The 21,544-nt window shown below is 73.1% G+C and carries 19 protein-coding genes and 1 pseudogene; 12 read left to right on the top strand and 8 right to left on the bottom strand.

Going from position 1 to position 21,544, the window contains the following annotated elements; all coding sequences use genetic code 11:
* Positions 1 to 73 precede the first annotated feature (73 nt).
* Positions 74 to 1,021 (bottom strand): hypothetical protein, encoded by a 948-nt coding sequence (locus tag HPY23_RS02765; protein WP_091889453.1) that lies wholly within the window; start codon positions 1,019 to 1,021, stop codon positions 74 to 76.
* The gene (locus HPY23_RS02760; protein ID WP_236012979.1) at positions 993 to 3,416 is read right to left on the bottom strand and encodes a glycosyltransferase family protein; all 2,424 of its coding nucleotides are present in this window, start codon (positions 3,414 to 3,416) and stop codon (positions 993 to 995) included. Before HPY23_RS02760 ends, HPY23_RS02765 begins: the two co-directional genes overlap by 29 nt.
* 165 nt (positions 3,417 to 3,581) lie before the next feature.
* On the opposite strand from HPY23_RS02760, the gene HPY23_RS02755 reads away from it, so the two are divergent.
* The 4 genes from HPY23_RS02755 to HPY23_RS02740 all read left to right on the top strand — a co-directional run bounded on the left by HPY23_RS02755 (position 3,582) and on the right by HPY23_RS02740 (position 7,316).
* Positions 3,582 to 4,145 (top strand): nitroreductase family protein, encoded by a 564-nt coding sequence (locus tag HPY23_RS02755; RefSeq protein WP_060846471.1) that lies wholly within the window; start codon positions 3,582 to 3,584, stop codon positions 4,143 to 4,145.
* 74 nt (positions 4,146 to 4,219) lie between these two features.
* A complete protein-coding gene (locus tag HPY23_RS02750; protein ID WP_060846470.1) occupies positions 4,220 to 4,846 on the top strand; it encodes a flavin reductase family protein in 627 nt (208 codons plus the stop codon).
* Between the two features lie 269 nt (positions 4,847 to 5,115).
* Positions 5,116 to 6,054, top strand: coding sequence for a transglycosylase SLT domain-containing protein (locus tag HPY23_RS02745; RefSeq protein WP_418888675.1), 939 nt, complete (start codon positions 5,116 to 5,118; stop codon positions 6,052 to 6,054).
* Between the two features lie 41 nt (positions 6,055 to 6,095).
* The gene (locus HPY23_RS02740) at positions 6,096 to 7,316 is read left to right on the top strand and encodes a DUF2336 domain-containing protein (RefSeq protein WP_091889456.1); all 1,221 of its coding nucleotides are present in this window, start codon (positions 6,096 to 6,098) and stop codon (positions 7,314 to 7,316) included.
* On the opposite strand, the gene HPY23_RS02735 is transcribed toward HPY23_RS02740, so the two are convergent.
* From HPY23_RS02735 to HPY23_RS02720, 4 genes are all read right to left on the bottom strand, one after another.
* Entirely contained in the window at positions 7,289 to 7,426 is a 138-nt protein-coding gene (locus HPY23_RS02735; RefSeq protein ID WP_167543904.1) for a hypothetical protein, read from the bottom strand. The two genes, HPY23_RS02740 and HPY23_RS02735, sit on opposite strands and share 28 nt — an antisense overlap.
* 142 nt (positions 7,427 to 7,568) lie before the next feature.
* Complete coding sequence (gene bioB / locus HPY23_RS02730) at positions 7,569 to 8,564, bottom strand: biotin synthase BioB (protein WP_091889458.1); 996 nt, start codon at positions 8,562 to 8,564, stop codon at positions 7,569 to 7,571.
* The gene (locus HPY23_RS02725) at positions 8,561 to 9,118 is read right to left on the bottom strand and encodes a biotin transporter BioY (protein WP_091889460.1); all 558 of its coding nucleotides are present in this window, start codon (positions 9,116 to 9,118) and stop codon (positions 8,561 to 8,563) included. Before HPY23_RS02725 ends, bioB begins: the two co-directional genes overlap by 4 nt.
* Before the next feature lie 103 nt (positions 9,119 to 9,221).
* Positions 9,222 to 9,872: a GntR family transcriptional regulator gene (locus HPY23_RS02720; protein ID WP_091889462.1), complete on the bottom strand. Its 651-nt coding sequence runs from the start codon at positions 9,870 to 9,872 to the stop codon at positions 9,222 to 9,224.
* Positions 9,873 to 10,001: 129 nt separating this feature from the next.
* Here HPY23_RS02720 and HPY23_RS02715 point away from each other — a divergent pair, with 129 nt between their 5' ends.
* Together HPY23_RS02715 and HPY23_RS02710 are read left to right on the top strand one after the other, a co-directional pair.
* Positions 10,002 to 10,706, top strand: coding sequence for a class I SAM-dependent methyltransferase (locus HPY23_RS02715; protein WP_091889464.1), 705 nt, complete (start codon positions 10,002 to 10,004; stop codon positions 10,704 to 10,706).
* A gap of 28 nt (positions 10,707 to 10,734) precedes the next feature.
* Positions 10,735 to 11,232, top strand: coding sequence for a GNAT family N-acetyltransferase (locus HPY23_RS02710; RefSeq protein ID WP_091889466.1), 498 nt, complete (start codon positions 10,735 to 10,737; stop codon positions 11,230 to 11,232).
* Positions 11,233 to 11,279: 47 nt separating this feature from the next.
* On the opposite strand, the gene mdoH is transcribed toward HPY23_RS02710, so the two are convergent.
* Together mdoH and HPY23_RS02700 are read right to left on the bottom strand one after the other, a co-directional pair.
* On the bottom strand, positions 11,280 to 13,403 hold the full coding sequence (mdoH, locus tag HPY23_RS02705) for a glucans biosynthesis glucosyltransferase MdoH (RefSeq protein ID WP_200602105.1): 2,124 nt from the start codon (positions 13,401 to 13,403) through the stop codon (positions 11,280 to 11,282).
* Between the two features lie 29 nt (positions 13,404 to 13,432).
* The gene (locus HPY23_RS02700; protein ID WP_091889468.1) at positions 13,433 to 14,971 is read right to left on the bottom strand and encodes an OpgD/OpgG family glucan biosynthesis protein; all 1,539 of its coding nucleotides are present in this window, start codon (positions 14,969 to 14,971) and stop codon (positions 13,433 to 13,435) included.
* Positions 14,972 to 15,306: 335 nt separating this feature from the next.
* Here HPY23_RS02700 and glmU point away from each other — a divergent pair, with 335 nt between their 5' ends.
* The 6 genes and pseudogenes from glmU to HPY23_RS02670 all read left to right on the top strand — a co-directional run.
* Positions 15,307 to 16,650, top strand: a complete 1,344-nt coding sequence (gene glmU, locus HPY23_RS02695) for a bifunctional UDP-N-acetylglucosamine diphosphorylase/glucosamine-1-phosphate N-acetyltransferase GlmU (protein ID WP_091889470.1) — start codon at positions 15,307 to 15,309, stop codon at positions 16,648 to 16,650.
* 111 nt (positions 16,651 to 16,761) lie between these two features.
* Complete coding sequence (locus HPY23_RS02690) at positions 16,762 to 17,355, top strand: sigma-70 family RNA polymerase sigma factor (RefSeq protein WP_060846462.1); 594 nt, start codon at positions 16,762 to 16,764, stop codon at positions 17,353 to 17,355.
* On the top strand, positions 17,352 to 18,074 hold the full coding sequence (locus HPY23_RS02685; RefSeq protein WP_091889472.1) for an anti-sigma factor: 723 nt from the start codon (positions 17,352 to 17,354) through the stop codon (positions 18,072 to 18,074). The genes HPY23_RS02690 and HPY23_RS02685 overlap by 4 nt, the downstream gene beginning before the upstream one ends.
* Positions 18,075 to 18,192: 118 nt before the next feature.
* Positions 18,193 to 18,747, top strand: coding sequence for a fasciclin domain-containing protein (locus HPY23_RS02680; protein ID WP_091889474.1), 555 nt, complete (start codon positions 18,193 to 18,195; stop codon positions 18,745 to 18,747).
* 234 nt (positions 18,748 to 18,981) lie between these two features.
* Positions 18,982 to 20,808, top strand: a complete 1,827-nt coding sequence (gene glmS / locus HPY23_RS02675; RefSeq protein WP_091889476.1) for a glutamine--fructose-6-phosphate transaminase (isomerizing) — start codon at positions 18,982 to 18,984, stop codon at positions 20,806 to 20,808.
* 298 nt (positions 20,809 to 21,106) lie between these two features.
* Positions 21,107 to 21,544, top strand: a pseudogene (locus tag HPY23_RS02670) (hypothetical protein); the annotation flags it as partial.

Raw genomic sequence — 21,544 nt, 5'->3', positions numbered from 1 at the left:
ACCGGTCCCCGGCCCGCGCGGGCGGTCCGATCGAGAACACCCGTCGAGGATCGCCGCCGGGGCTTTCCGGCGCTCACGGATCCTTGGCGATCGCCTCGATGTCGCGGTCGACGCCGCTCTCGACCTTGAAGTCCTGGGTATAGACCTTGCCGTCGTGGCGGGCGATGAGCTGGTACTCGCCCTCCGCGAGCGTCACCTGCGGGAACGCGCCGATCGCCTCGCGGATCGTGTCGCCGCCCGGCGTCAGCACGCTGAAGGCGGTGCCCGCGAAGGCCTCGGTGCCCGGCGAGGCGACGAGCTTCAGGGTCACGGTGGCGGCGCGGTGGTTGAGGGTCGCATCGGTCAGCCGGCCGTTCTCGACCTTCAGGTCGGCGCGCTGGATCGCGTTCGAATCCCCCCAGGTCGAGACGACGTGGTAGGTGCCCTCGGGCAGGCGCACGATCTCGCCGGCCTTGACGCCGTCGCGAACGAGCCGCCCCTCCGGGTTGTTGCCGATCGGCACGAAGACCGAGAAGGCGAGCTGGCCGGGCTGGATCCGCGCCTCGCCGACCGCGCCCGACAGGCGCAGCGCCCCGGCATTGACGACGAGCTGCTCGATGCCCGCGCCCGAGTTCAGGGTCACGCGCTTCGAGGTGCTGACGAAGCCGTAGGTGACGTTGGCGAGGTAGCTGCCGGGCGGCAGCCGGAAGGTCGGCTGCGCCTCCTCGGAGCGGGCGAGCACCACGGGCTTTCCGCCCTCCGGCCGGTCCTCGTAGATCCGCCAGGTCAGGCCGCCGCGCAGGGGCTTGGCTTCGCTCGTCAGCACGGCCCGCAGCGACAGGCTGGCCTCGGCGGGCGCGGGAGCCGGGGGCGGCCCCTGCGTCACGCCCTGGGGCGCGACGCCTTGCGGCGCCACGCCGGGGGGCAGCGCGGGGACGGGTGCAGGAGCGGGGGCGGGACCCGGGGACTGCGCCGCGGCGGGGCCGCCGCAGAGCACGGCCAGCGCCAGGGCCTTACCGAACCGCCGTCTCGCCCGCGTCATCGTCCCTCGCCAACAATTCGCTCGCCGCCGCCACCAGGTTGTCGACCGAGAGCGGGCGGAACCTGAACTCGACCACGTGCTTGCCCGCCGGCACCTCGACCCCGCGGAAGAGCAGGTTGGTGCGCAGGATCGGGCGGCGGGCACCGTCGACCCGGGCCTGCCAGCCCGGATAGAAGATGTCGTGCAGCACCAGCACGCTGTCGCGGTCGGTCTCGACCTCCACGGTGACGACATTGCGGCGGTAGGCCAGGATCGTCGCCGTGCCCTTGGCCGCGACGACCGGCGCCGCCGGGTCCTTGAGGCCGAACTCGCCCTTGATCTTCGGCACGCTGTCGCGGTCGACGAGGGCGGTCTCGCTGCCCTCGAACTCGGGCAGTTCGTCCTGGTCGAGGACGCTCTCGGAATCGACCGGGACGAGGCGCGTCGCCAGGTAGGCCCGGGGCTTGGCCGGATCGAGGCGGTAGATCCACATCTGGCCCGAGCCGTAGAGGAGCTTGGCGCCGGTCAGCTGCGGGAAGTGCTTGGGCAGCCGCTCGGCCGGCCGGTCGAGGACGAGGTATTCGAGGCCGAGCAGGCTGGCGAGCCGCGAGCGGTAGCCGCGAAAGAGGCCCGGGAACTGGCGCAGGTTCGGGTCGGCGGCGTTCTCGCCCGGGCCGACGGCGCGCTCGTAATCGGCGAGGCGCAGCGGGTTGTAGCCGATCGTGTCCTCGAGCCCGAGAACCATCGAGGCGTTCTGCCAGGCACCGCCCAGGCCTAGGATCTCGACCCGCGGGTGCTCGCCCTTGGCGTGGCGCGCGTCGAGCTCGGCCTTGAGGGCCGTCAGCCCCTGGAGCTGCTCGGGCGGCAGTTGCTGGAACACCGCGTAGCGCCCCGCCGGCTCGGCGTTGAGCGAGTTGCCGGCGTTGCGCCAGACGAGTTCCGCGCCGAGCAGCGCGACGAGGCCGGCGGCGGCGAGCGTCCGCCGGCGCGGACCGGCCCACAGCATCGCCGCGACGGCGGCGAGCGCGATCCCGGTGCCGATCAGGCCGTCGCGCAGCGCGTCCGGCAGGTGGTGGGCCTTCGCCGCGTAGGCGTAGGACACGAACAGGATGCCGCCGAGGCCCGCGACCGCCAGGGCCGGCAGGGCGACGCGGAAGGCGGGGAGGCCGGTTCGCAGCCGGGGCGCGCCCTCCATGACGTAGCGGTGGACGAGGTAGCCGGCGGTGAGCGCGAGCCCGATATTGACGACGAAGGTCGCATCGGCGGGCCGGCGGTAGAGGTCGACGCCGGGGAAGTGGTCGAAGATAGGAGCGAAGACCGGGGTGTAGCGCCCGAGCGCGTACAGGATCGCGGCGGCGAGCACGATCACCGGGTAGCGGACCTCCCGGGCGGCGAGGCGCCCGCCGGCGATGCCGTGCCAGAGGATCAGCACCGCCGGCAGGGTGCCGGCGAAAAGGTAGTTCACCGCCCGGTCGGTCCAGGTGTTGCCGTCCATCGACTGCCAGTCGGGACCCCAGTAATCGTAGGTCCAGCGCAGCGAGCCGAACACGTCGGCGAAGAGGGCGGTGGCGAAGCTCGAGGGCGGCAGCGAGCCCATGATGGCCGCGCCGTAGCCGAAGGACGGCCGGGTCGAGGTCATCAGGAACTGCATGGTGAGGAGCGAGGGCACGGCGAGCAGCGCCCCCCCGACCACGCCCATCGCGGCGAGCACCCCGATCCGGGCGCGCAGGTAGGACAGCGGCGCCGGCGCGGTCAGGATCGCGTGGACCGCGACGCCGATCAGGCTCAGGCCGCACAGGAACGCCACCTGGTCGCGCCCCACCGTCATCACGGCGGCCACCACCGCGAAGGCGAGACCGAAGACGTAGGAGCGGCGCGCCAGCGCCTCCTCCAGCAGCCACCAGGCCAGCGGCACGAAGCCGTACGAGATGATCATGCCGGTATGCTGCAGCCGGGCCGAGGCCGAGCCGCCGAGCACGAACACCATCGCGGCCGCCACCGCGCCGACCGGGTGCCAGCCGCGGCGGCGAAACAGCAGCAGCGTCGCGACCGCGCCGGGGATCAGGTGGGCGAACACCACCGCGTCGAACAGCTCCATCGACGGCGACGGGTCGAGCCACGCGAAGAACAGCATGGTCGGGGTGAAGAGAAGCGATTGCGGATCCGCCACCGAGGGGTGGCCGGCGAAGTGGTAGGGGTTCCACAGCGGCAATTCGCCGTTCGCCAGTGCCGCGCCGAGGTAGCGCAGCATCGGGTAGAAGTGGTTCTTGGAATCCCACGGCACCACCGCGCCGGTGAGCGGCCAGACCGCGGCGGCCGCGGCCCAGAACAGCATGACGGCGGCGAGCGCCAGCCAGAAGTCCCGCGCGGTCCAGACGTGGAGCGGATGGGGGGAAGGGAGGGCTGAGCGCGTCATGGTGCAGTCGGCATCCTCGACACCGGGAGGGCCCCGGGGCGTCTCGTCACGGCCCGGCCGTGGCCGACCGGGGCGGAATGGTGCTTAAAGGGGGCATCGGGGCGCCAGGATGGCAGCCGCTCCTCCACCGTCCCGCACGATGTAGCTCAAGCCACTGAAGCCGAGATGAACGCGACCCTCGACCTTCTCCACACCCGCCGCTCGGTTCCGCCGATCCAGCTCGCCGGCCCCGGCCCCTCGCCGGAGGAGCTGGACGCCATCCTGGCGGCCGCCTCCCGGGTGCCGGATCACGGCAAGCTCGCGCCCTGGCGCTTCGTCCTGATCGAGGGCGAGGGCCGGGAGCGCATCGGCCGGGTGATCGCCGAGACCTACCGGGCCGACCACCCCGAGGCCGACGAGGCCCGCCTCGCCCTCGAGGCCAGGCGCCTCGCCCACGCGCCGCTCGTCGTCGCGATCGTGTCGCGGGCCGGGCCGCACGCCAAGATCCCCGACTGGGAGCAGGTGCTCTCGGCCGGGGCCGTAGCGATGAACCTGACCGTGGCGGCCAATGCCCTGGGGTTCCGCACGGCCTGGCTCACCGAGTGGATGGCCTACGACCGCCGCATCCTCGACGCGCTCGGCCTCGACCCGACCGAGCGCCTGGCGGGCTTCGTCCATGTCGGCCGGGCCGGGCAGGTGCCCCCCGACCGGCCGCGCCCGGCGCTCGCCGAGATCGTCACCCGGTACTGACGCCGGGCCCCGGGATGCTCTAACTGGCGGCGGCGAGCCCGCGAGCGACGGGCCGCCGCCGAGAGAGGCCGCCGATGCATTACGACGCCGAGACCCGCACCCTGCCGCACAACCCGTTCAAGGCGCTGGTCGCGCCCCGCCCGATCGGCTGGGTCAGCGCGATCGGCGCCTCCGGGGCGCTGAACCTCTCGCCCTACTCGTTCTTCAACGGCATCGGGGACAACCCCGAGATGGTGATGTTCTCGTCCTTCGGCCGCAAGGACGCGCTCACTTTCGCGGAGGAGGGCGGCGAGTTCGTGTGCAGCCTCGCCACATTCGACACCCGCGAGGGGATGAACCAGTCCTCGGCGCCGCTGCCGCGGGGCGAGAGCGAGTTCGACTTCGCCCACCTCGCCACCGCCCCCTCGCGCAAGGTCCGCCCGCCGCGGGTCGCGGACGCGCCCGCCGCCCTCGAATGCAAGTGGCTCCAGACCATCCCGCTGGTGCCGGCCGATGGCGGCGAGGCGGCCTACTTCATGGTGATCGGCCAGGTGGTGTCGATGTACATCGACGACCGCTTCGTCACCCCGGAGGGCCGGGTCGATACCGGGGCGATGCGCCCGATCATGCGCGGCGGCTACTTCGACTACTTCACGGTCGAGTCCGAGAACCGCTTCGAGATGCGCCGCCCGGCCGGCGGGGGCGACGTGCCGCGGCGGTGAGGCCGGGGCCCCGTGCCGCCCGGCGCGGGGCCACCGCCGACCGTGCAACCTGCCGGATTCGGGCACGGTTTGTGCGGGACTGACGCCGAGGCGCCCGCTTCAACCTTTCTTTACCATAACGCCAGCATCCTGCGGCCCATGAGAGAGCCGGCCCGCGCGTCGCGGTGCCGCTCCAGCGGGCCGCCATGTTCCTGTTCAGCAGCACGCCTTCGCAGGGATCGACCGGGCCCGGAGCCTCGGGGGCCGGCCGCACCGGGACGGGCAACCCGGTGATCGACGCGATCCGCCAGGGTGCCGAGAAGACCGGGGCGGCCTTCGAATACCTGCTCTCGACGGCGCAGCGCGAATCGAGCCTGAACCCGAGCGCCAAGGCCGGCTCGTCCTCGGCCACGGGCCTGTTCCAGTTCATCGAGCAGACCTGGCTCGGGGTGATGAAGCAGGACGGCCCGTCCCTCGGGCTCGGCTCGTACGCCGACGCCATCACGGCCCGGGGCTCGGGCGGCTACACCGTGAGCGACCCGGCCGCCCGGCAGGCGATCCTCGACCTGCGCCGGGACCCGGAGGTCGCCTCCGCGATGGCCGGCGCGCTCACCCGCCGCAACGCCGACGCGCTCTCGGCGGCGCTCGGACGCGAGCCGAACAAGGCCGATCTCTACGCCGCCCATCTGCTCGGGGTGCGCGGCGCGCTGACCCTGATCCGCAACGCCGAGACCGCCCCCGGTCGCTCGGCCGCCGCCGACCTGCCCGACGCGGCGTCGGGCAACCGCGGCCTGTTCTACGACCGTGCCGGCCGGGCCCGCAGCGCCTCCGAGCTCTACGCCGTGCTGGGCACCAGCCCCGGCAGCCCGGCGCCGGCCTCGACGCTGGTCGCCCAGGCCAACGCGCCGACCGCCTACGCCCCGGAGGCCGGCAGCGGCATCGGCACCCTGTTCCAGACCGATGCCCGCCGCGGCCCGGTCTCCGACAGCGTCGCGCGGCTGTGGGGCAACCGGGGAAGCGGGGGCGGGGGCAACGCCGCGCAGAGCTATTTCCCGCGCTCCTCCGAGCGGCCGCTGGTCGCCGCGGCCTCGGTCTCGGTCACCCTGCCGGCCGCCGCGCCCGCGACGCCGGACGCCGCCGACGGCGTGCCGCTGCCGCCGCCGCGACCGCCGGAATACGGTGGGCGCGGACGCTCCGCCGCCCTCGGTCCGACGTCGCTCGAATCCTGACCCACCGTCCCAGTCCTGACCGTCGCCACGGAGCCGCGCCGATGATCATCCGCCAGTTCCTGCTCTGGACGCAGCACGAATCCGCCGGCCGGCGGGCCGAGGCGGCCTCGTCGCTCGCCCGCGCCTACCTCTACGCCAACCTCGACGCCGCCGCCCGCTGGGAGGCCAAGACCGCGATCACGGCGCTCCTCGACGACCCCTCGCCGCTGGTGCGCCGGGCGCTCGCCGAGGCCTGCGCCAACGCCGCCGAGGCGCCCCGCGCCCTGGTGGTCGCGCTCGCCCAGGACCAGGCCGAGATCGCCGGCCTCGTGCTCGCCCGCTCGCCGGTCCTGTCCGACGCCGACCTCGTCGACTGCGCCGCCGTCGGCGACGAGGCCGGCCGGATCGCCATCGCGAACCGGCCCACCCTGTCGCCGATGCTGTGCGGGGCGCTCGCCGAGATCGCCGGCACCAGGGCCCTGCGGGCGCTCGCCGCCAATCCGGGCGCGCAGATCACCCGCAACAGCCTGATGCGGATCGTCGAGCGCCACGGCGACGACGCGGCGTTGCGCGAGGCGCTGCTCGCCCGGTCCGACCTGCCGGTCGACGTGCGCCAGGCGGTGACCGCCCGCCTCGCGAGCGCGCTCTCGGCCTTCGTCACCGGGTGCGGCTGGCTCTCGCCCGAGCGCAGCGAGCGGGTCACCCGGGAGGCGCGGGAGCGCACGACGCTCGGCCTCGCCGAGGGCTCGGACCGCGCCGACCTCGCGCGGCTCGTCACCTACCTGCGCCAGGCCGGCCAGCTCACCCCGGGCCTGATCCTGCGGGCGATGCTGTCGGGCCGGATGGCCTTCACCGAGGCGGCGCTGACCGACCTCTCGGGTCTCACTGCGGGCCGGGTCGCCGGGCTGCTGCACGATCCCCGCGGCAGCGGGATGGCGGCGCTCTACCGCCGGGCCGGCCTGCCGGCCGCCCTCGAGCCCGCCTTCGCGGCGGCGATGTCGGCCTGGCACGAGGAGGCGACCGGCCTGCGCGAGAGCGGAGCCGCCGGCCTGTCGCGGCGGATGATCGAGCGGGCGGTCACGGCCTGCGAGCGCCTGCCCTTCGCGGAGGCGCACGCCATCGTCGCCCTGCTCAACCGCTTCGATGCCGAGGCGGCCCGGGAAGAGGCGCGCGACCTCGCCCGGGCGCTGGCGAGCGAGGCCGCGGTCGATGCGGTGCTGGAAACGATCCCCGCAGGGCTGATGGAGAGCTACCGTCAGGACCGGCCGCGGCTGGCCGCCTGAGCGACTGCCCGGCGGTCGGCGCAGAGCACGGCGGCGGCGAGGTAGCCGGCGATCGACATCGTCACGGTGTCGGGATGGATCGGCGGGATGAAATGGGCGGTGACGCTCATCGAAGCCTCGCGAATCAAGATCGCGCCAAGATTACGCCGCACAACGCCCGGGTCGCAAGCCGGGCGCGGCAAACATCGTCGTGTCGAGGGACGGAGGAAACCGGCGGCGCTCCACGTGCGCCGCCGTCGGACGTTCGCTCCGTCAGACCGGCACCGCCGCGGCCCCGCTCCGGGGCGCCAGGGCGGCGAACAGGAGCGCATCCTCGTCCGGCTCGGCGTTCGGAGTGGTCAGCAGGGTGTCGCCGGCGAAGATCGAGTTCGCGCCGGCGAGGAAGCACAGGATCTGCGCCTCCCGCCCCAGCTGCGAGCGGCCCGCCGACAGCCGGACGATCGAGCCCGGCAGGACGAGGCGCGACGTCGCCACCATGCGCACGAGATCGAGGGGATCGATGTGCGGGCGCGCGGCGAGCGGCGTTCCCTCCACCGGGACCAGGGCGTTGATCGGCACGCTTTCCGGATGGGGCGCCATCCCGGCGAGCACCCGCAGCAATCCGGCCCGGTCCGCCACCGCCTCGCCCATGCCGACGATGCCGCCGCAGCACAGGCCGATGCCGGCCTCCCGCACCGTCGCGAGCGTATCGAGCCGGTCCTGGTAGGTCCGGGTGGTGACGATCCGGTCGTAGTAATCCGGGCCGGTATCGAGGTTGTGGTTGTAGGCGGTGAGTCCGGCCTCGGCCAGTCGCGCGGCCTGGTGGGCCTTGAGCATGCCGAGGGTGACGCAGGCCTCCATCCCGAGCGCCCGCACCCCCTCGACCATCGCCACCACCGCGTCGAACTCGGCGCCGTCGCGCACCTGGCGCCAGGCCGCCCCCATGCAGAACCGGTCGGCCCCCGCCGCCTTGGCGCGGGCGGCTTCGGCCAGCACGACGGCCGGGTCCATCAGCCGGTCGCGGGTCAGGTCGACCTCGCGGTGATGCGCCGATTGCGGGCAATAGGCGCAATCCTCCGGGCAGCCGCCGGTCTTCACCGACAAGAGGCTCGCCCGCTGGATCCGGTTCGGATCGTTGTGGCGGCGGTGGACCGCGTTGGCGCGACCGACCAGCTCCAGGAGCGGCAGGTCGTGCAGCGCCACGATCTCGTCGGTGCGCCAGTCGTGCCGGATCGCTCCGTCCTCGGGACTGCCGATCGCCGCGCTCATCGGGCGAGGACCCGGCGCAGGCCCGGCAGGACCGAGGACCCGGCGGCGACGAGGCCGATCTTGACGAGATCCCCGAGGAGGAAGGGCAGGAGGCCGAGGGCGATGACCCGGTCGGCCGGCACGAACAGCGCCAGCCAGGCGAGGCCGAGGGCGTAAATCACTGCGAGGCCAGCCAGCATCGCGGCGACCCGGCCGAGGAGGCCGCGGCCGGCGGCGAGGGCCCCGGTCAGCCCGGCGGCGAGAAGGTAGCCCGCGAGGTAGCCGCCGGTCGGTCCCGCCATGTAGGCGAGCCCGATGCCGCGCTCCGGCGTGCCGGAGAAGACCGGCAGGCCGGCGGCGCCCGCCGCGAGGTAGCCGAGCATCGTCGCGACGGCAAAGCGTGGTCCGAGGCCCACGGCCAGCGCCATGATGGCGAGGGTGTGCAGCGTCATCGGCACCGGCCAGAACGGGATCTGCACCTTGGCGGCGAGCGTGACGAGCAGCACGCCGGCGACGACGACGGCGAGGCTGCGGGCGGCGCGCAGGGGCGCGGCGCCGACGACGAGGGCGGTCATCGGGATCTCCTTTTTATAGATAATTAAATCGACTCGACGACGGCAGAGATCCACAGTGGCGCATCAAATGCAATAATGACGATAGATAATAGATAATTTTCGATCAGCCGGCTTGGCGGGCGGCCGTGGGGCCGGGACGGTGCCCGACCCACTGGACGTGACGGGCGAGGACCGCCGCCGCGGCATCGAGGTCGCCGGCCCGCAGGGCGACCAGGATCGCCCTGTGGTCGCGGTCGGTCGGCGCCTCCCACTCGGCGCGCCAGCCGGCGAACAGGAAGCGGGCGCTCGCCGCCTGGAGGTCGTCGATGGTCTTCAGCAAGCGTGGCATGCCGCAGGGAGCGAGGATCAGGCGGTGGAAGCTGCGGTTCGCCTCCTCCCAGGCCTGCACGTCGCCGCCGGCACGGTCGCCGGCCCTGGTCGCCGCCTCGGCCCGGTCGAGGATCGCCGCGGTGAGGTGCGGGGCGGCATGGCGCAGGGCCAGCACCTCGAGGGCGGCGCGCATCTCGGCGACCTCGCGCACCTCGTCGGGGCTGAAGCCGGCAACGCGAACGCCGCGGCGCGGCTCGCTCACCACCAGCCCCTGGGCTTCGAGGCGGCGGAAGGCCTCCCGCACCGGGACGTGACTGGCGCCGAACTCGTCCGCGATCGCGTCCTGGCGCAGGCGCGATCCCGCCGCCAGCGTTCCCGCAATGATACGCTCGGCCAGGGCCCGGCTGATGCGCACGGCAATCGGTTCGTCTTTGGCTGTCGTCATGAATTATCGATAATCGACCGGAGGCGGGGCGTCACCCGGGAGGTGGCAGGCCCGATCGCTCGTGCGAAACTCTGCCCTCGGGGAATCTGCCATGGGGGATTCTCCCCGACGGAATCAGCGAGGTCCGCGATGAGCAACGGCTGGGACGAGTCCGCCGCCGCCTGGATCGCCGATATGGGCGAGACCGGCGATTTCGGCCGCGCCAGCGTGCTCGACGCGCCGATGCTCGCCCGGCTGTCGGGGAGGGGCTTTCGCCGGGCCCTCGACGTCGGCTGCGGCGAGGGCCGCTTCTGCCGCCGGATGCAGGACCTCGGGGTCGCGACCGTCGGGATCGATCCGACCGACGCTCTGCTGCGCCGCGCGCGGGACCGCGATCCCACCGGTACCTACGTCCCGGGCCGCGCCGAGGCCTTGCCCTTCGCCGACGGAGCCTTCGACCTCGTGGTGAGCTACCTGACGCTGATCGACATCCCGGATGTCCGTGCGGCGATTCCCGAGATGGCCCGGGTGCTCGCCCCCGGCGGCACGCTCCTGATCGCCAACCTGAACGGCTTCGCCACCGCCGGCGGTTGGGCCGAGGATCCCGACGGGCACCGGCGCTTCCGGATCGACCGCTACACGGAGGAGCGGGCGGAATGGGCGGAGTGGCACGGCATCCGCGTCCGCAACTGGCACCGGCCGCTCTCGCTGTACATGGGCCTTCTGCTCGGACAGGGACTGGTCCTGCGGCACTTCGGCGAGCCGATGCCGCAGGGCGGCGACCCGGCGAAGGTCGCGCGCTACGCCCGCGTGCCGTGGTTCCTGGTGATGGAGTGGGAGAAGGCGGCCGCATGAACCGTCACCCCCGACGAGGACGATCCCGATGTCGCAGAAGGTGGCCGTTTGTCTCGCCCAGTCATCCGATGCCGTGACGGCGGTTCTGACGGCGAGCGACCCGGTCCTGATGAACGCCTCCTACGATGCCGCGATGCTGGCCCGGGCGCTGCCGCTGATGGTTTACGCCAATCCGGCCCTGCTCGCCTCCGGCAGTGTCCATCTGGCGGAAGTCTCGAGCGAGGTCGTCGGGGTCGGAGGCTGGACGCCGGAGCGGCCCGGGACCGGCGAGGTCGAGCCCGGCCTCGGCCATATCCGCCACTTCGCCGTGCACCCGGCCCGGACCGGGCGCGGCGTCGGGCGCAGCCTATTCGCCGCGTGCCGAAGCCAGGCCGGAGGCCGCGGCTTTTGCGTCTTCGAGTGCTATTCCAGCCTCAACGCCGAACCGTTCTACCGCGCCCTCGGCTTCCACGCGCTGGAGCGGCGGGAGATCCCGATGGGCGACACGGTCCGGTTCCCGGCCGTGCTGATGCGGTGCCGGTTCTGAGCGCGCCCCGCGCCACCCCGTCCCGACCCGGACGGGGTGGCGATGGATCATCCGCCCAGCCGCGCCAGCCGGTCGAGCAGCGCCCGGTCGTGCAGCAGCACCATCTTCTCCTTGGCGTTCAGCCAGTCGGCCGCCTCGTCGATCGTCTCGGCCTCCACCACCTTGGCCTGGGCCATGACGTGGTCCGCTTGCGGTGCGCCGCGGGACCGGCGCTCGGCCGGGGGCAGGAAGACGAGGTGGCCGGCCTGGAGGTCCGGATCGGCATGGAGCGCCCGCAGGCCGTCGGCGTCGTCGTAGCCGAGCGCCGCGTTGCGCGCCTCGATCGCCTTGGCGGCGGTCGCGATCGCCGGGGGCTCGCGCTCCTCGGGCGTCATCAGCAGGCCGGCGCGCTTGAGCGCCAGGCCGAGGAAGAGCTGCCCGCTCGCCCAGGAGATCGGGATCGCCAGAACGAGGCCGAGGATCGTCGGCGACATCCAGAGGAACAGCGAGGTGGCGATGGCGAAAGCCGAGATGCCGGCGACCAGCCCCAGGATGGTGTGCCAGCGGTGCCGGCGCACGATGTCGGCGAGCGGGATCGAGCCGTCGTCGCGCCGCTGCGGGTTCCAGCCGGCATCGCGCCGGAGCAGGATCTGGATCACCGAGCCGGACTGGACCAGCATCGCGATCGGGGCGATCAGCGCCGACAGCAGGGTCTCGATCAGCGCCGAGAGCACGAGGCGCACCCCCCCGCCGCTCGCGCGGCGCACCTCGCGGTCGAGGAGGCCAAGGATCAGCCCGAACAGCTTCGGCGCGAGCAGGATCGCCATGGTGATCCCGAAGAGCTGGAGCGCGCGGACGGGGTCGAAGCGCGGCCAGACCGGGTAGAGGCGGAACTCGGTCGAGAAGTATTCGGGGCGGATGTAGGCGGTCTGGAGGGCGAGCGCGATGCCGACGACCAGCTGCGCCGCCCAGAGCGGCGAGGCGAGGTAGCCGGCGATGCCGGTGGCGAAGTGCTGGCGCGACGCGAGCTTTAGGCCCGCCGTGCCGATGATCCGGCTGTGCTGCAGGTTCCCTTGCGCCCAGCGCCGGTCGCGGATCGCGACGTCGATCAGCGAGGGCGGGCTCTCCTCGTAGGAGCCCTGGAGCTCGGGGAGCATGTAGACGCTCCAGCCCGCGCGCCGGATCAGGGCCGCCTCGACGAAGTCGTGGCTCAGCACGTGGCCGCCGAAGGGCGGCTTGCCGGAGAGGTCGGGCAGGCCGCAATGGTCGGCGAAGGCCCGCGTGCGGATGATCGCGTTGTGGCCCCAGTAGTTGCCGTCGCGGCCCGACCAGAGCGCCAGGCCGGTGGCGATGACGGGCCCGTAGATGCGCGCCGCGAATTGCTGCACCCGGGCGAACAGGGTGTTGCGGTTGATGATGAGCGGCAGCGACTGGATGATGCCGGAATCCGGATCCGCCTCCATGGCGCGGGCGAGCGTCAGCACGCAGTCGCCGCTCATCAGGCTGTCGGCGTCGAGGACCAGCATGTGGTCGTAGTGCCCGCCCCAGCGGGTCACGAAGTCGGCGATGTTGCCGGCCTTGCGGTGGTGGTTCTTCTGGCGGTGGCGGTAGTAGAGGCGCGCGCCCTCGCCGAGGCGGGCGCGCAACGCGAGATAGGCCCGCTCCTCGGCGATCCAGGCGTCGGCCTGGGTCGAATCCGACAGGATCCAGTAGTCGAAGGCCGCGCCCTCGCCGGTCGCCTCGATCGAGTCGCGGATCGCCTCCACCGCCGCGAAGGTGCGGGCGGTGGCCTCGTTGTAGACCGGCATCACCACGGCGGTGCGGGTGGTCAGCGGGCCTGCCTGGACCTCCGGCCGGCGCCGGCGCAGGAGCGCCAGGAAGCCGAGCAGGCCCGAGGTGAAGGCGAGCGCGATCCACGAGAAGTTGAGCGCGAACAGCGCGAGCAGCAGCCACTGCAGCCAGGTCGTCGAGCCGGCGACCGACACGACCTCGTACATCTGCACCGCGCCGTAGGCGGTGAGCAGGGCGCCGCCGCCGAACACGAAGGCGCGGGCGCCCCAGGGCGACCGGCGGCCCGGCACCGGGTGGGCGTCGGCGTCCGACCACCGGGTCAGGTCCTGCACCGGCATGGCGAGGGGCGATTCCGGCGGGACCGCGGGGGCGACCGGGGCGACCGGGGCGGGATTCGGCATGGCGCGCGACGGCGCGTCGAGGTCGAGGGTCACGGGGTCCACCGGTACAGCCATGTCTCAGTCACGGGTTTGTCGCCGGCCTTGACGACCAGGCGCAGCTCGCAGGACGTGTCGTTGCCGGGATCGAGCTCGAAGACCACCCGGAGGGTTTTGCGTTCCGGGTAGGCGTAGAGCCGCTGGCGCGCCAGGGTGCCGGGGGCGGTGCCGAGCGCGAGCTGCAGCGCGTTGGGGTCCATCCCCTCAGCGAACGGCGCCTCGCCGGTGAAGTCGACGAGGAAGAGCCGGCGCTTGCCGCCCGCACCCTTGCCGACCCGGGTGCCCGAGCAGGCGGCGAGCGGCGGTGCGCCCGGCACGCTCCAGCACCAGAACTGGCGGTAGCTGAAGGCGGTCTCCTTGGCGACCGGCTCCTTCGGCCGCCAGTAGGCCAGGATGTTCTCGTTGACCTCGGACTCGCTCGGGATCTCGATGAGCTGGACCGCGCCGGCCCCCCAGCCGTGCTGCGGGACCCCCGGCCCCCAGCTGCCGAGCGGCTCGATCCACAGGCTCGGGCGCTTCTCCCAGCGCTGCACGTCGTCCTGGTAGTCGCCGTAGGCGCGGGCGCGCTGGACCAGGCCGAAGCCCTTCGGGTCCTGGTCCATGAAGGCGGAGATCTGCAGGGTCTCGGGGTTCTGCACCGGGCGCCAGATCGCCTCGCCCCAGCCGTTGCGGATCTGCAGCCCGTCGACCTCGTGGGCGGCCGAGCGGGCGTCGTCGACGCCGCGGCGGTCGGTCGGCCCGAACAGGTAGGCGCCGGTCATGCCGGCGATTCCGACGTGTTCCAGCGCCGTGCGCGGGCACAACGTCGCCTCGACGTCGACGATGGTGGCGTCGCCCGGGCGCAGGGTCATGCGCATCGCCGCGGTGGCGGATTCGGAATCGACGAGCGCGTGGATCACGATCTGGCCGGTGCCCGGCCCCGGCCGCTCGAGCCAGAAGGCGCGAAACAGCGGAAACTCCTCGCCCTTGGCCTCCGCGGGCTTCAGCGTGAGGGCGCGCGCGGTGACGCCGTAGCTCTGGCCGGCGGCGAGCGCCCGGAAGAACGAGGCGCCCTGGAAGATCGCGCAGTCGGTGGGGGCCGCGCCGTTGAAGCTCGCGTAGAGCCGGAAGCCCGAGAAGCCGATGTCGCGGCCCTCCTCGGGAGGCGCCACCTTGCCGAAGCTGAAGCGATTGCGGTCGTAACCGACCCGGCGCACCACCCCGTCCTCGACGGCGTGCAGCGCCACCGGCGTGGTGAAAACGAAGCCGCGGTGCAGCGGCTCGACCACGAAGCCCCGGCCCTCGCCGGCCCAGAGCAGGGCGGTGGGTTGCGCCCGCACGCCGATATATTGCTCGTAGGTGAGGTTCTTGAAGGCGTCCGGCAGGTCCGCCGCCGGGGCGGCGTAGGGCTTCTTCGCCAGCGCCCGGGCGAGCTCGACCACCTGGCCGGGATCGAAGCGCTGCCCGTCCGACAGGGGGGCCGGCTCCGTCGGCTGCGCATGGGCGGCACCGATCGCGGCGAGCGTCAGCCCGCTTCCGGCGAGCGCCAGCATCGCGCGTCGGTCGAGGTCGGGGCAGGGGGGCGGGGCGGGCGGAAGCTCGGTCGTCAAGGCCAGGGATACCGTACCGGGTCGAAGGGGCGCCGGCCGTTTACCACGATCCGGCGTGAACCGGAGGTTAAGAATCGCCCGTCCGGTGCCGTTGGGGAGAGGTGCGCCGGCGCATGTCCCGGCGGGTCGATCGGCTGGAGCGTCGTCCGGCGAAAGGGGCCCGGTTCGTCGATGGAAAGTGAGCCGACGGCGAAGACCTGGAGCGGGGTCCGGTTGCGGAGCGATCGGGCGCTGCTCTAGACGGGCGGCAGATTTCCGCCACACGCCACGGGCCGCCGATGACCACCACCTCCTCGCCCGCAGGGGCCCGCTCGCTCCTCGCCGTCGTCCTCGCCGCCGGCAAGGGCACGCGGATGCGCTCCGACCTGCCGAAGGTGCTCCACCCGATCGCCGGCCGCTCGATGCTCGCCCACGTGCTCGCCGCCGTGGCGAAGGCCGGGGCGGGGCGCCTCGCCGTGGTGGTCGAGCCCGGCCGCGACGACGTCGCCGAGGTTGTCGCGGGTTTCCCCGGCGCCGAGACCTTCCCGCAGGCCGAGCGCCTCGGCACCGCCCATGCGGTGCTGGCGGCCCGCGCCGCCCTGGCCTCCGGCGCCGACGACGTGGTCGTGGCCTTCGGCGACACGCCGCTCGTGACCGCCGAGACCTATGCCCGCCTGCGCGCGCCGCTGGCCGAAGGGGCGGCGGTCGCGGTCCTGGCCTTCGAGGCCCGCGACCCCGCCGGCTACGGCCGGGTGCTGGTCGAGGACGGCCGGGTGACGGCGATCCGCGAGGAGAAGGACGCGAGCGCGGCCGAGCGCCGCGTCACCCTGAGCAATGCCGGGCTGATGGCCCTCTCGGGCCCGCTGGCCCTCGGGCTCCTGGAGCGGATCGGCAACGCCAACGCGGCCGGCGAGTACTACCTGCCCGACGCGGTGGCGCTGGCGGTGGCCGACGGGCACCGGGTCGCGGTGGTGCCGGTGGACGAGGCCGAGGCGCAGGGGATCAACGACCGGGTGCAGCTCAGCGTCGCCGAGGCGACCGTGCAGGCGCGGCTGCGCCGGAACGCCATGCTGTCGGGCGCCACCCTGGTCGCCCCCGAGACCGTGTTCTTCAGCCATGACACGGCGCTCGGCCGCGACGTGGTGGTCGAGCCCCACGTCGTGTTCGGCCCCGGCGTGGTCGTCGGCGATGGTTGCACCATCCATGCCTTCTCGCATCTCGAGAAGGCGACGCTCGCCGAGGGCGTCCAGATCGGCCCCTATGCCCGCCTGCGGCCCGGCGCGGTGCTTGAGCGAGGCGCCCGCATCGGCAACTTCGTCGAGGTGAAGAACGCGGCGATCCGGGCCGGCGCCAAGGTCAACCACCTGTCCTACGTGGGCGATGCCGAGATCGGGGCGGGGGCCAATCTCGGGGCCGGCACCATCACCTGCAACTACGACGGCGTGAACAAGCACCGCACGGTGGTGGGAGCGAGTGCCTTCGTCGGTTCGAACTCGGCGCTCGTCGCCCCGGTGACCGTCGGAGACGGCGCCTTCGTCGGCTCCGGCTCGGTCATCACCGACGACGTGCCCCCCGGCACCCTCGCGATCGGCCGCGGCCGCCAGGTGGTGAAGGCCGGCTGGGCGAAGCCGACGAAGCGGTAGCCCGCGATCCGCCTGCTCGCGATCGCCATCGTGCCGGTGGTCCGCCGGGCGCGATTGATCTATGGCAGCATTCCGGAGGGGGCGGCGCGGAGCGCCCCCGGGACAGGAACGATGGTGCGCGTCGAGGATCGCCTCACCCGAGATCGGCCCGACGACGAGGCGGCGGTCCTGGCGGACCTGATCGCCCTGGTCGCGACCGGGCGGCAGGACGCCCTGCGGGCGCTCTACGACCGGACCGCCCCGAAACTTTTCGGGCTGATCCTGCGTATCGTCCGGGATCGGGGCGCGGCCGAGGACGTGCTGCAGGACGCCTACCTGCGGGTCTGGCAGGGCGCGGCGGGCTACGCCCCGGAGGCGGGACGGCCGATGGCCTGGCTCGCCGCGATCGCGCGCCACCGCGCCATCGACCTGGTACGCCGGAGGGGCGAGGTGACGATGCCTGCGGGCGAGGACGACGAGGAGGACTGGCTCGCCCGCATCGCCGATCCGCGCGACAGCGAGGCCGAGTTCCTGGACCGCGACGCGCTCCTCGCCTGCCTCGGCCGGCTCGAGCCGGCGCAGCGCGACTGCATCGTGCTGGCCTATTGCGAGGGCCTGTCGCGCGAGGAACTGGCCGCCCGCTACGACCGGCCGGTCAACACCGTGAAGACGTGGCTGCATCGCGGGCTCGCCTCGCTGCGGGGCTGCCTGGACGCCGTCGCATGAGCACGTCCGACACCACCCCTTCCGACGAGGCCGACCTGCGGGCCGCCGAGTACGTGCTGGGCACCCTGGGCCGGGTAGAGCACGAGGCCTACCGGCGGGAGCGCGCCGGCTCTAAGTCCCTCCAGGCGGCCGAGCGCGCCTGGGAGGCGCGCCTCGCCCCGCTGGCCGCGGCCGTGCCGGAGGCCGCCCCGCCGCCCGGCGCCTGGGACGGGATCGCCGCGCAACTGCCCGGCCAGGCGCCGCGCCCCACCGTCCAGATCGTCGATCTGCGACCGGCGCTCCGGCGCTGGCGCCGCGCCGCCCTGGCGGCGGGGGCGCTGGCCGCCGGCCTCGCCCTGTTCATCGCCGTCGAGCGCTTCGCGCCGGCTCCCGAGACGACGCAGTACCTCGCGGTGGTGAACCGGGGCGGGGAGCTGCCGGCTCTGGTGGTGCGGGTCGATCCGCGGGCCGGCACGGTTCAGGTCCGGTCGCTCGCCGCCGAGGCGCCCCGCGACCGCAGCCTCGAACTCTGGGTAGTGCCGGCCTCCGGCGCCCCGCGTTCGCTCGGCCTCGTCCACAAGGCGGCCGGCACCCGGCTGCCGCTGCCGGCCGGCGACCGTGCGCTCCTCGACGGAGCCAGCCTCGCGGTCACTCTGGAGCCGCCGGGCGGCTCGCCGTCGGGCTCTCCGACCGGCCCGGCGGTCTATAGCGGCCGCCTGGTGCGCGAGGAGGCGCGCTAGAAAATTCGGGGGGCGCACGAAAAAATCGCGAGGCGCCCGAAACTTTCCCGTCCGGCCCTCCGTACCGGCCCTCGACCCCGACGAGAGCGGGGCTGACACGAGAGACGGAACGAACCCCATGACGATCCGGACCCACGCCCGCACCCTGGTTCTCGCCCTCGCCCTCGCGGCGACCGCCGGGGCCGCCCAGGCGAAGAACCCGATGGTCGGCGGCGCGCCGATGTACGCCTCGAAGTCGATCGTCGAGAACGCGGTCAACTCGAAGGACCACACCACGCTCGTCGCCGCCGTGAAGGCCGCCGGCCTCGTCGACACGCTCGCCGGCCCCGGCCCGTTCACGGTCTTCGCCCCGACCAACGCCGCCTTCGGCAAGCTGCCGGCCGGCACGGTCGAGTCCCTGGTCCAGCCGCAGAACAAGGCGACGCTGACCAAGATCCTGACCTATCACGTCGTGCCCGGCACCTACACCGCCCAGGACCTGACGGCCCTCGTCAAGAAGGGTGGCGGCCAGGCCGAGCTGAAGACCGTCGAGGGCGACAACCTGACGGTGATGCAGAAGGGCAAGCGGCTCTTCGTCGCCGACGACAAGGGCAACACCGCCCGGGTGACGATCGGCAACGTGATGCAGTCGAACGGCGTGATCCACGTCATCGACACCGTGATGATGCCCTGACGGGCTCGGCCGGGCGGAGGCTCCGCCCGACCGCCGCACGATGCAGCCGGGCCGCGAACCTTGGCCGTCACAATCCGTTACGGAAGTTGACTCGCCTCGGGACCGGCCGGTCCGGTAGAACGGCCCCAGAGCGTGGCGGGGGCGGTCCGGCAGGAAATCTGCTCCACCGCCCCCATATGGCCTCGTGCGTCCCGGTCCGGGACGCGCGGCCGAACGACATCTGAGGCGGTGAGCATGTGCGGGATCGTTGGAATCGTCGGCCGGAATGCCGTGGCGGGACAGGTGGTCGACGCGCTGCGCCGGCTCGAGTACCGCGGCTACGACTCGGCCGGCATCGCCACCCTGGAATCCGGCAAGCTCGAGCGCCGGCGCGCCGAGGGCAAGCTGTCGAACCTCCAGCTGAAGCTGCTGCAGAGCCCGCTCTCGGGCGCCATCGGCATCGGCCACACCCGCTGGGCCACCCACGGCCGGCCCAACGAGATCAACGCTCACCCGCACGCCACCGAGCGCCTGGCGGTGGTCCATAACGGCATCATCGAGAATTTTCGCGAATTGAAGGGCGAGCTCCAGGCCGAGGGCTGCGTCTTCGAGACCGAGACCGACACCGAGGTGGTGGCCCAGCTCGTCAGCCACCTGATGCGCGGCGGCCTCGGCCCCGTCGCCGCCGTCGAGGCGGCCCTGCCGCGGCTGCGCGGCGCCTTCGCGCTCGCCTTCCTGTTCGCCGGCGAGGAGGACTTTTTGATCGGCGCCCGCCACGGCGCGCCGCTCGCGGTCGGCTTCGGCGACGGCGAGACCTATCTCGGCTCCGACGCGCTGGCGCTCGCCCCCTTCACCGACGAGATCACCTATCTCGACGAGGGCGACTGGACGATCCTGACCCGCGACGGCGCCGAGATTCGCGACCTCGCCGGCAACGTCGTCGCCCGGCCGCGCCAGAAGATCGCCACGCAGGCCTTCCTGGTCGACAAGGGCAACTACCGCCACTTCATGGCGAAGGAGATCTACGACCAGCCGGAGGTGGTGGGCCGCACCTTCGCCCATTACGTCGACCTCGCCGCCGGCCGGGTCGCCCTGCCGGAGGCGCTGCCCTTCGACTTCGCGAAGCTCAGCCGGATCTCGATCACCGCCTGCGGCACCGCCTACTACGCCGGCCTCGTCGCCAAGTACTGGTTCGAGAAGCTCGCCCGCCTACCGGTCGAGATCGACGTCGCCTCCGAGACCCGCTACCGCGAGCCGCCGCTGGAGCAGGGCGGTCTGACCATCGTCATCTCGCAATCGGGCGAGACCGCCGACACCCTGGCCTCGCTGCGCTACGCCAAGGCGCAGGGCCAGCACACGCTCGCGGTCGTCAACGTGCCGACCTCGACCATCGCCCGCGAGGCTTCCGCGGTGGTGCCGACGCTCGCCGGGCCCGAGATCGGGGTGGCCTCCACCAAGGCGTTCTCGTGCCAGCTCACGGTGCTGCTCTGCCTGGCGCTCGCGGCGGGCCGGTCGCGGGGCACCCTCGACGAGGCGGAAGAGAAGCGCCTCGTCGACGCGCTGATGAAGGTGCCGGGCCTGATGGCCGAGGCGCTGAAGCGCGAGGAGGAGATCGAGGTCCTGGCCCGCGAGATCGCGAAGGCCCGCGACGTGCTCTATCTCGGCCGCGGCACCGCCTACCCGATGGCGCTCGAGGGCGCGCTGAAGCTCAAGGAGATCTCCTACATCCACGCCGAGGGCTACGCCGCCGGCGAGCTGAAGCACGGCCCGATCGCGCTCATCGACGACGCGGTGCCGGTGATCGTGATCGCGCCCCACGACGCCACGTTCGAGAAGACCGTCTCGAACATGCAGGAGGTCGCGGCCCGCGGCGGGAAGATCGTGCTGATCGGCGACGCGCGCGGCGCCGACGCGGCCGGCCTCGACACGCTGGCCACCCTGATGATGCCCGACCTCGACCCGGTGGTGGCGCCGATCGTCTACGCGGTGCCGGTGCAGCTCCTCGCCTACCACACCGCCGTGGTCCTCGGGAAAGACGTCGACCAGCCGCGCAACCTGGCGAAGTCCGTCACCGTGGAGTGAGGGCGGCGCCCCGGCGGGCGGCGCACGGGACGACGACAGGGCGCGGTCTCCCGCAGGGACCGCGCCCTGTCGCATTTTGGGACGCGGCGGAGCGCCCGTGCCCCGCGCCATCAGGACGCCATGAATTCTACGGATTCTCTCGATGTCATTTAGCCGGGATTAACCAAGAGGCCGCTCAATACGGGGGCTTAAGGTTGATCCTTTCCTAAACGGCCGAACTCTCCGGCCCGCCGCGCACCCGTGCGCCGGCGGCCGGCCGGGCGGGCCCGTGCGGGACAAGCCATCGAGTACAGGCCGCATGGACCTCGTCGCGTATTCGTCCGGTCGCCTCGCCCCGGGCTCCCTCCGCCGTCGCCGCCGCAACCGGCGGCTCATCGGTATCGCCGCCGCGCTCGCCGGGATCGGTGCCGCCGCCGGGCTGGCGCCGCGCGAGGAGGCCCGGCTGACGGTGGCGGAGACGGCGGTTCCCGCGTCTCCGGCCGCCCAGGCCCCGCTGCCCCGGTCGGTCGTGGCACAGGCCGAGCTCGGCTGGATGCTGGCGCCGCTGCCGACCCTGGGGCGCGACGCGGCGGGCTTCACCCGCGAGGTCCTTCCGGAGGCGAGCCGGACCGTCGCCGCCCTGACGCCGCCGGCCCCCGAGACGGCACCGACCGTCGCGGCTCTGCGCGCGGCCGTCGTGCCGGCGGCACCCGCGCCCGGTCCGCTCGCCCTGGCCGAATCCCCCGGTGCGGCGCCC

Origin of the sequence: Methylobacterium ajmalii, assembly GCF_016613415.1 — a bacterium.
Classification (GTDB): Bacteria; Pseudomonadota; Alphaproteobacteria; order Rhizobiales; family Beijerinckiaceae; genus Methylobacterium; species Methylobacterium ajmalii.
This window is presented reverse-complemented; position numbering and strand designations above follow the sequence as displayed.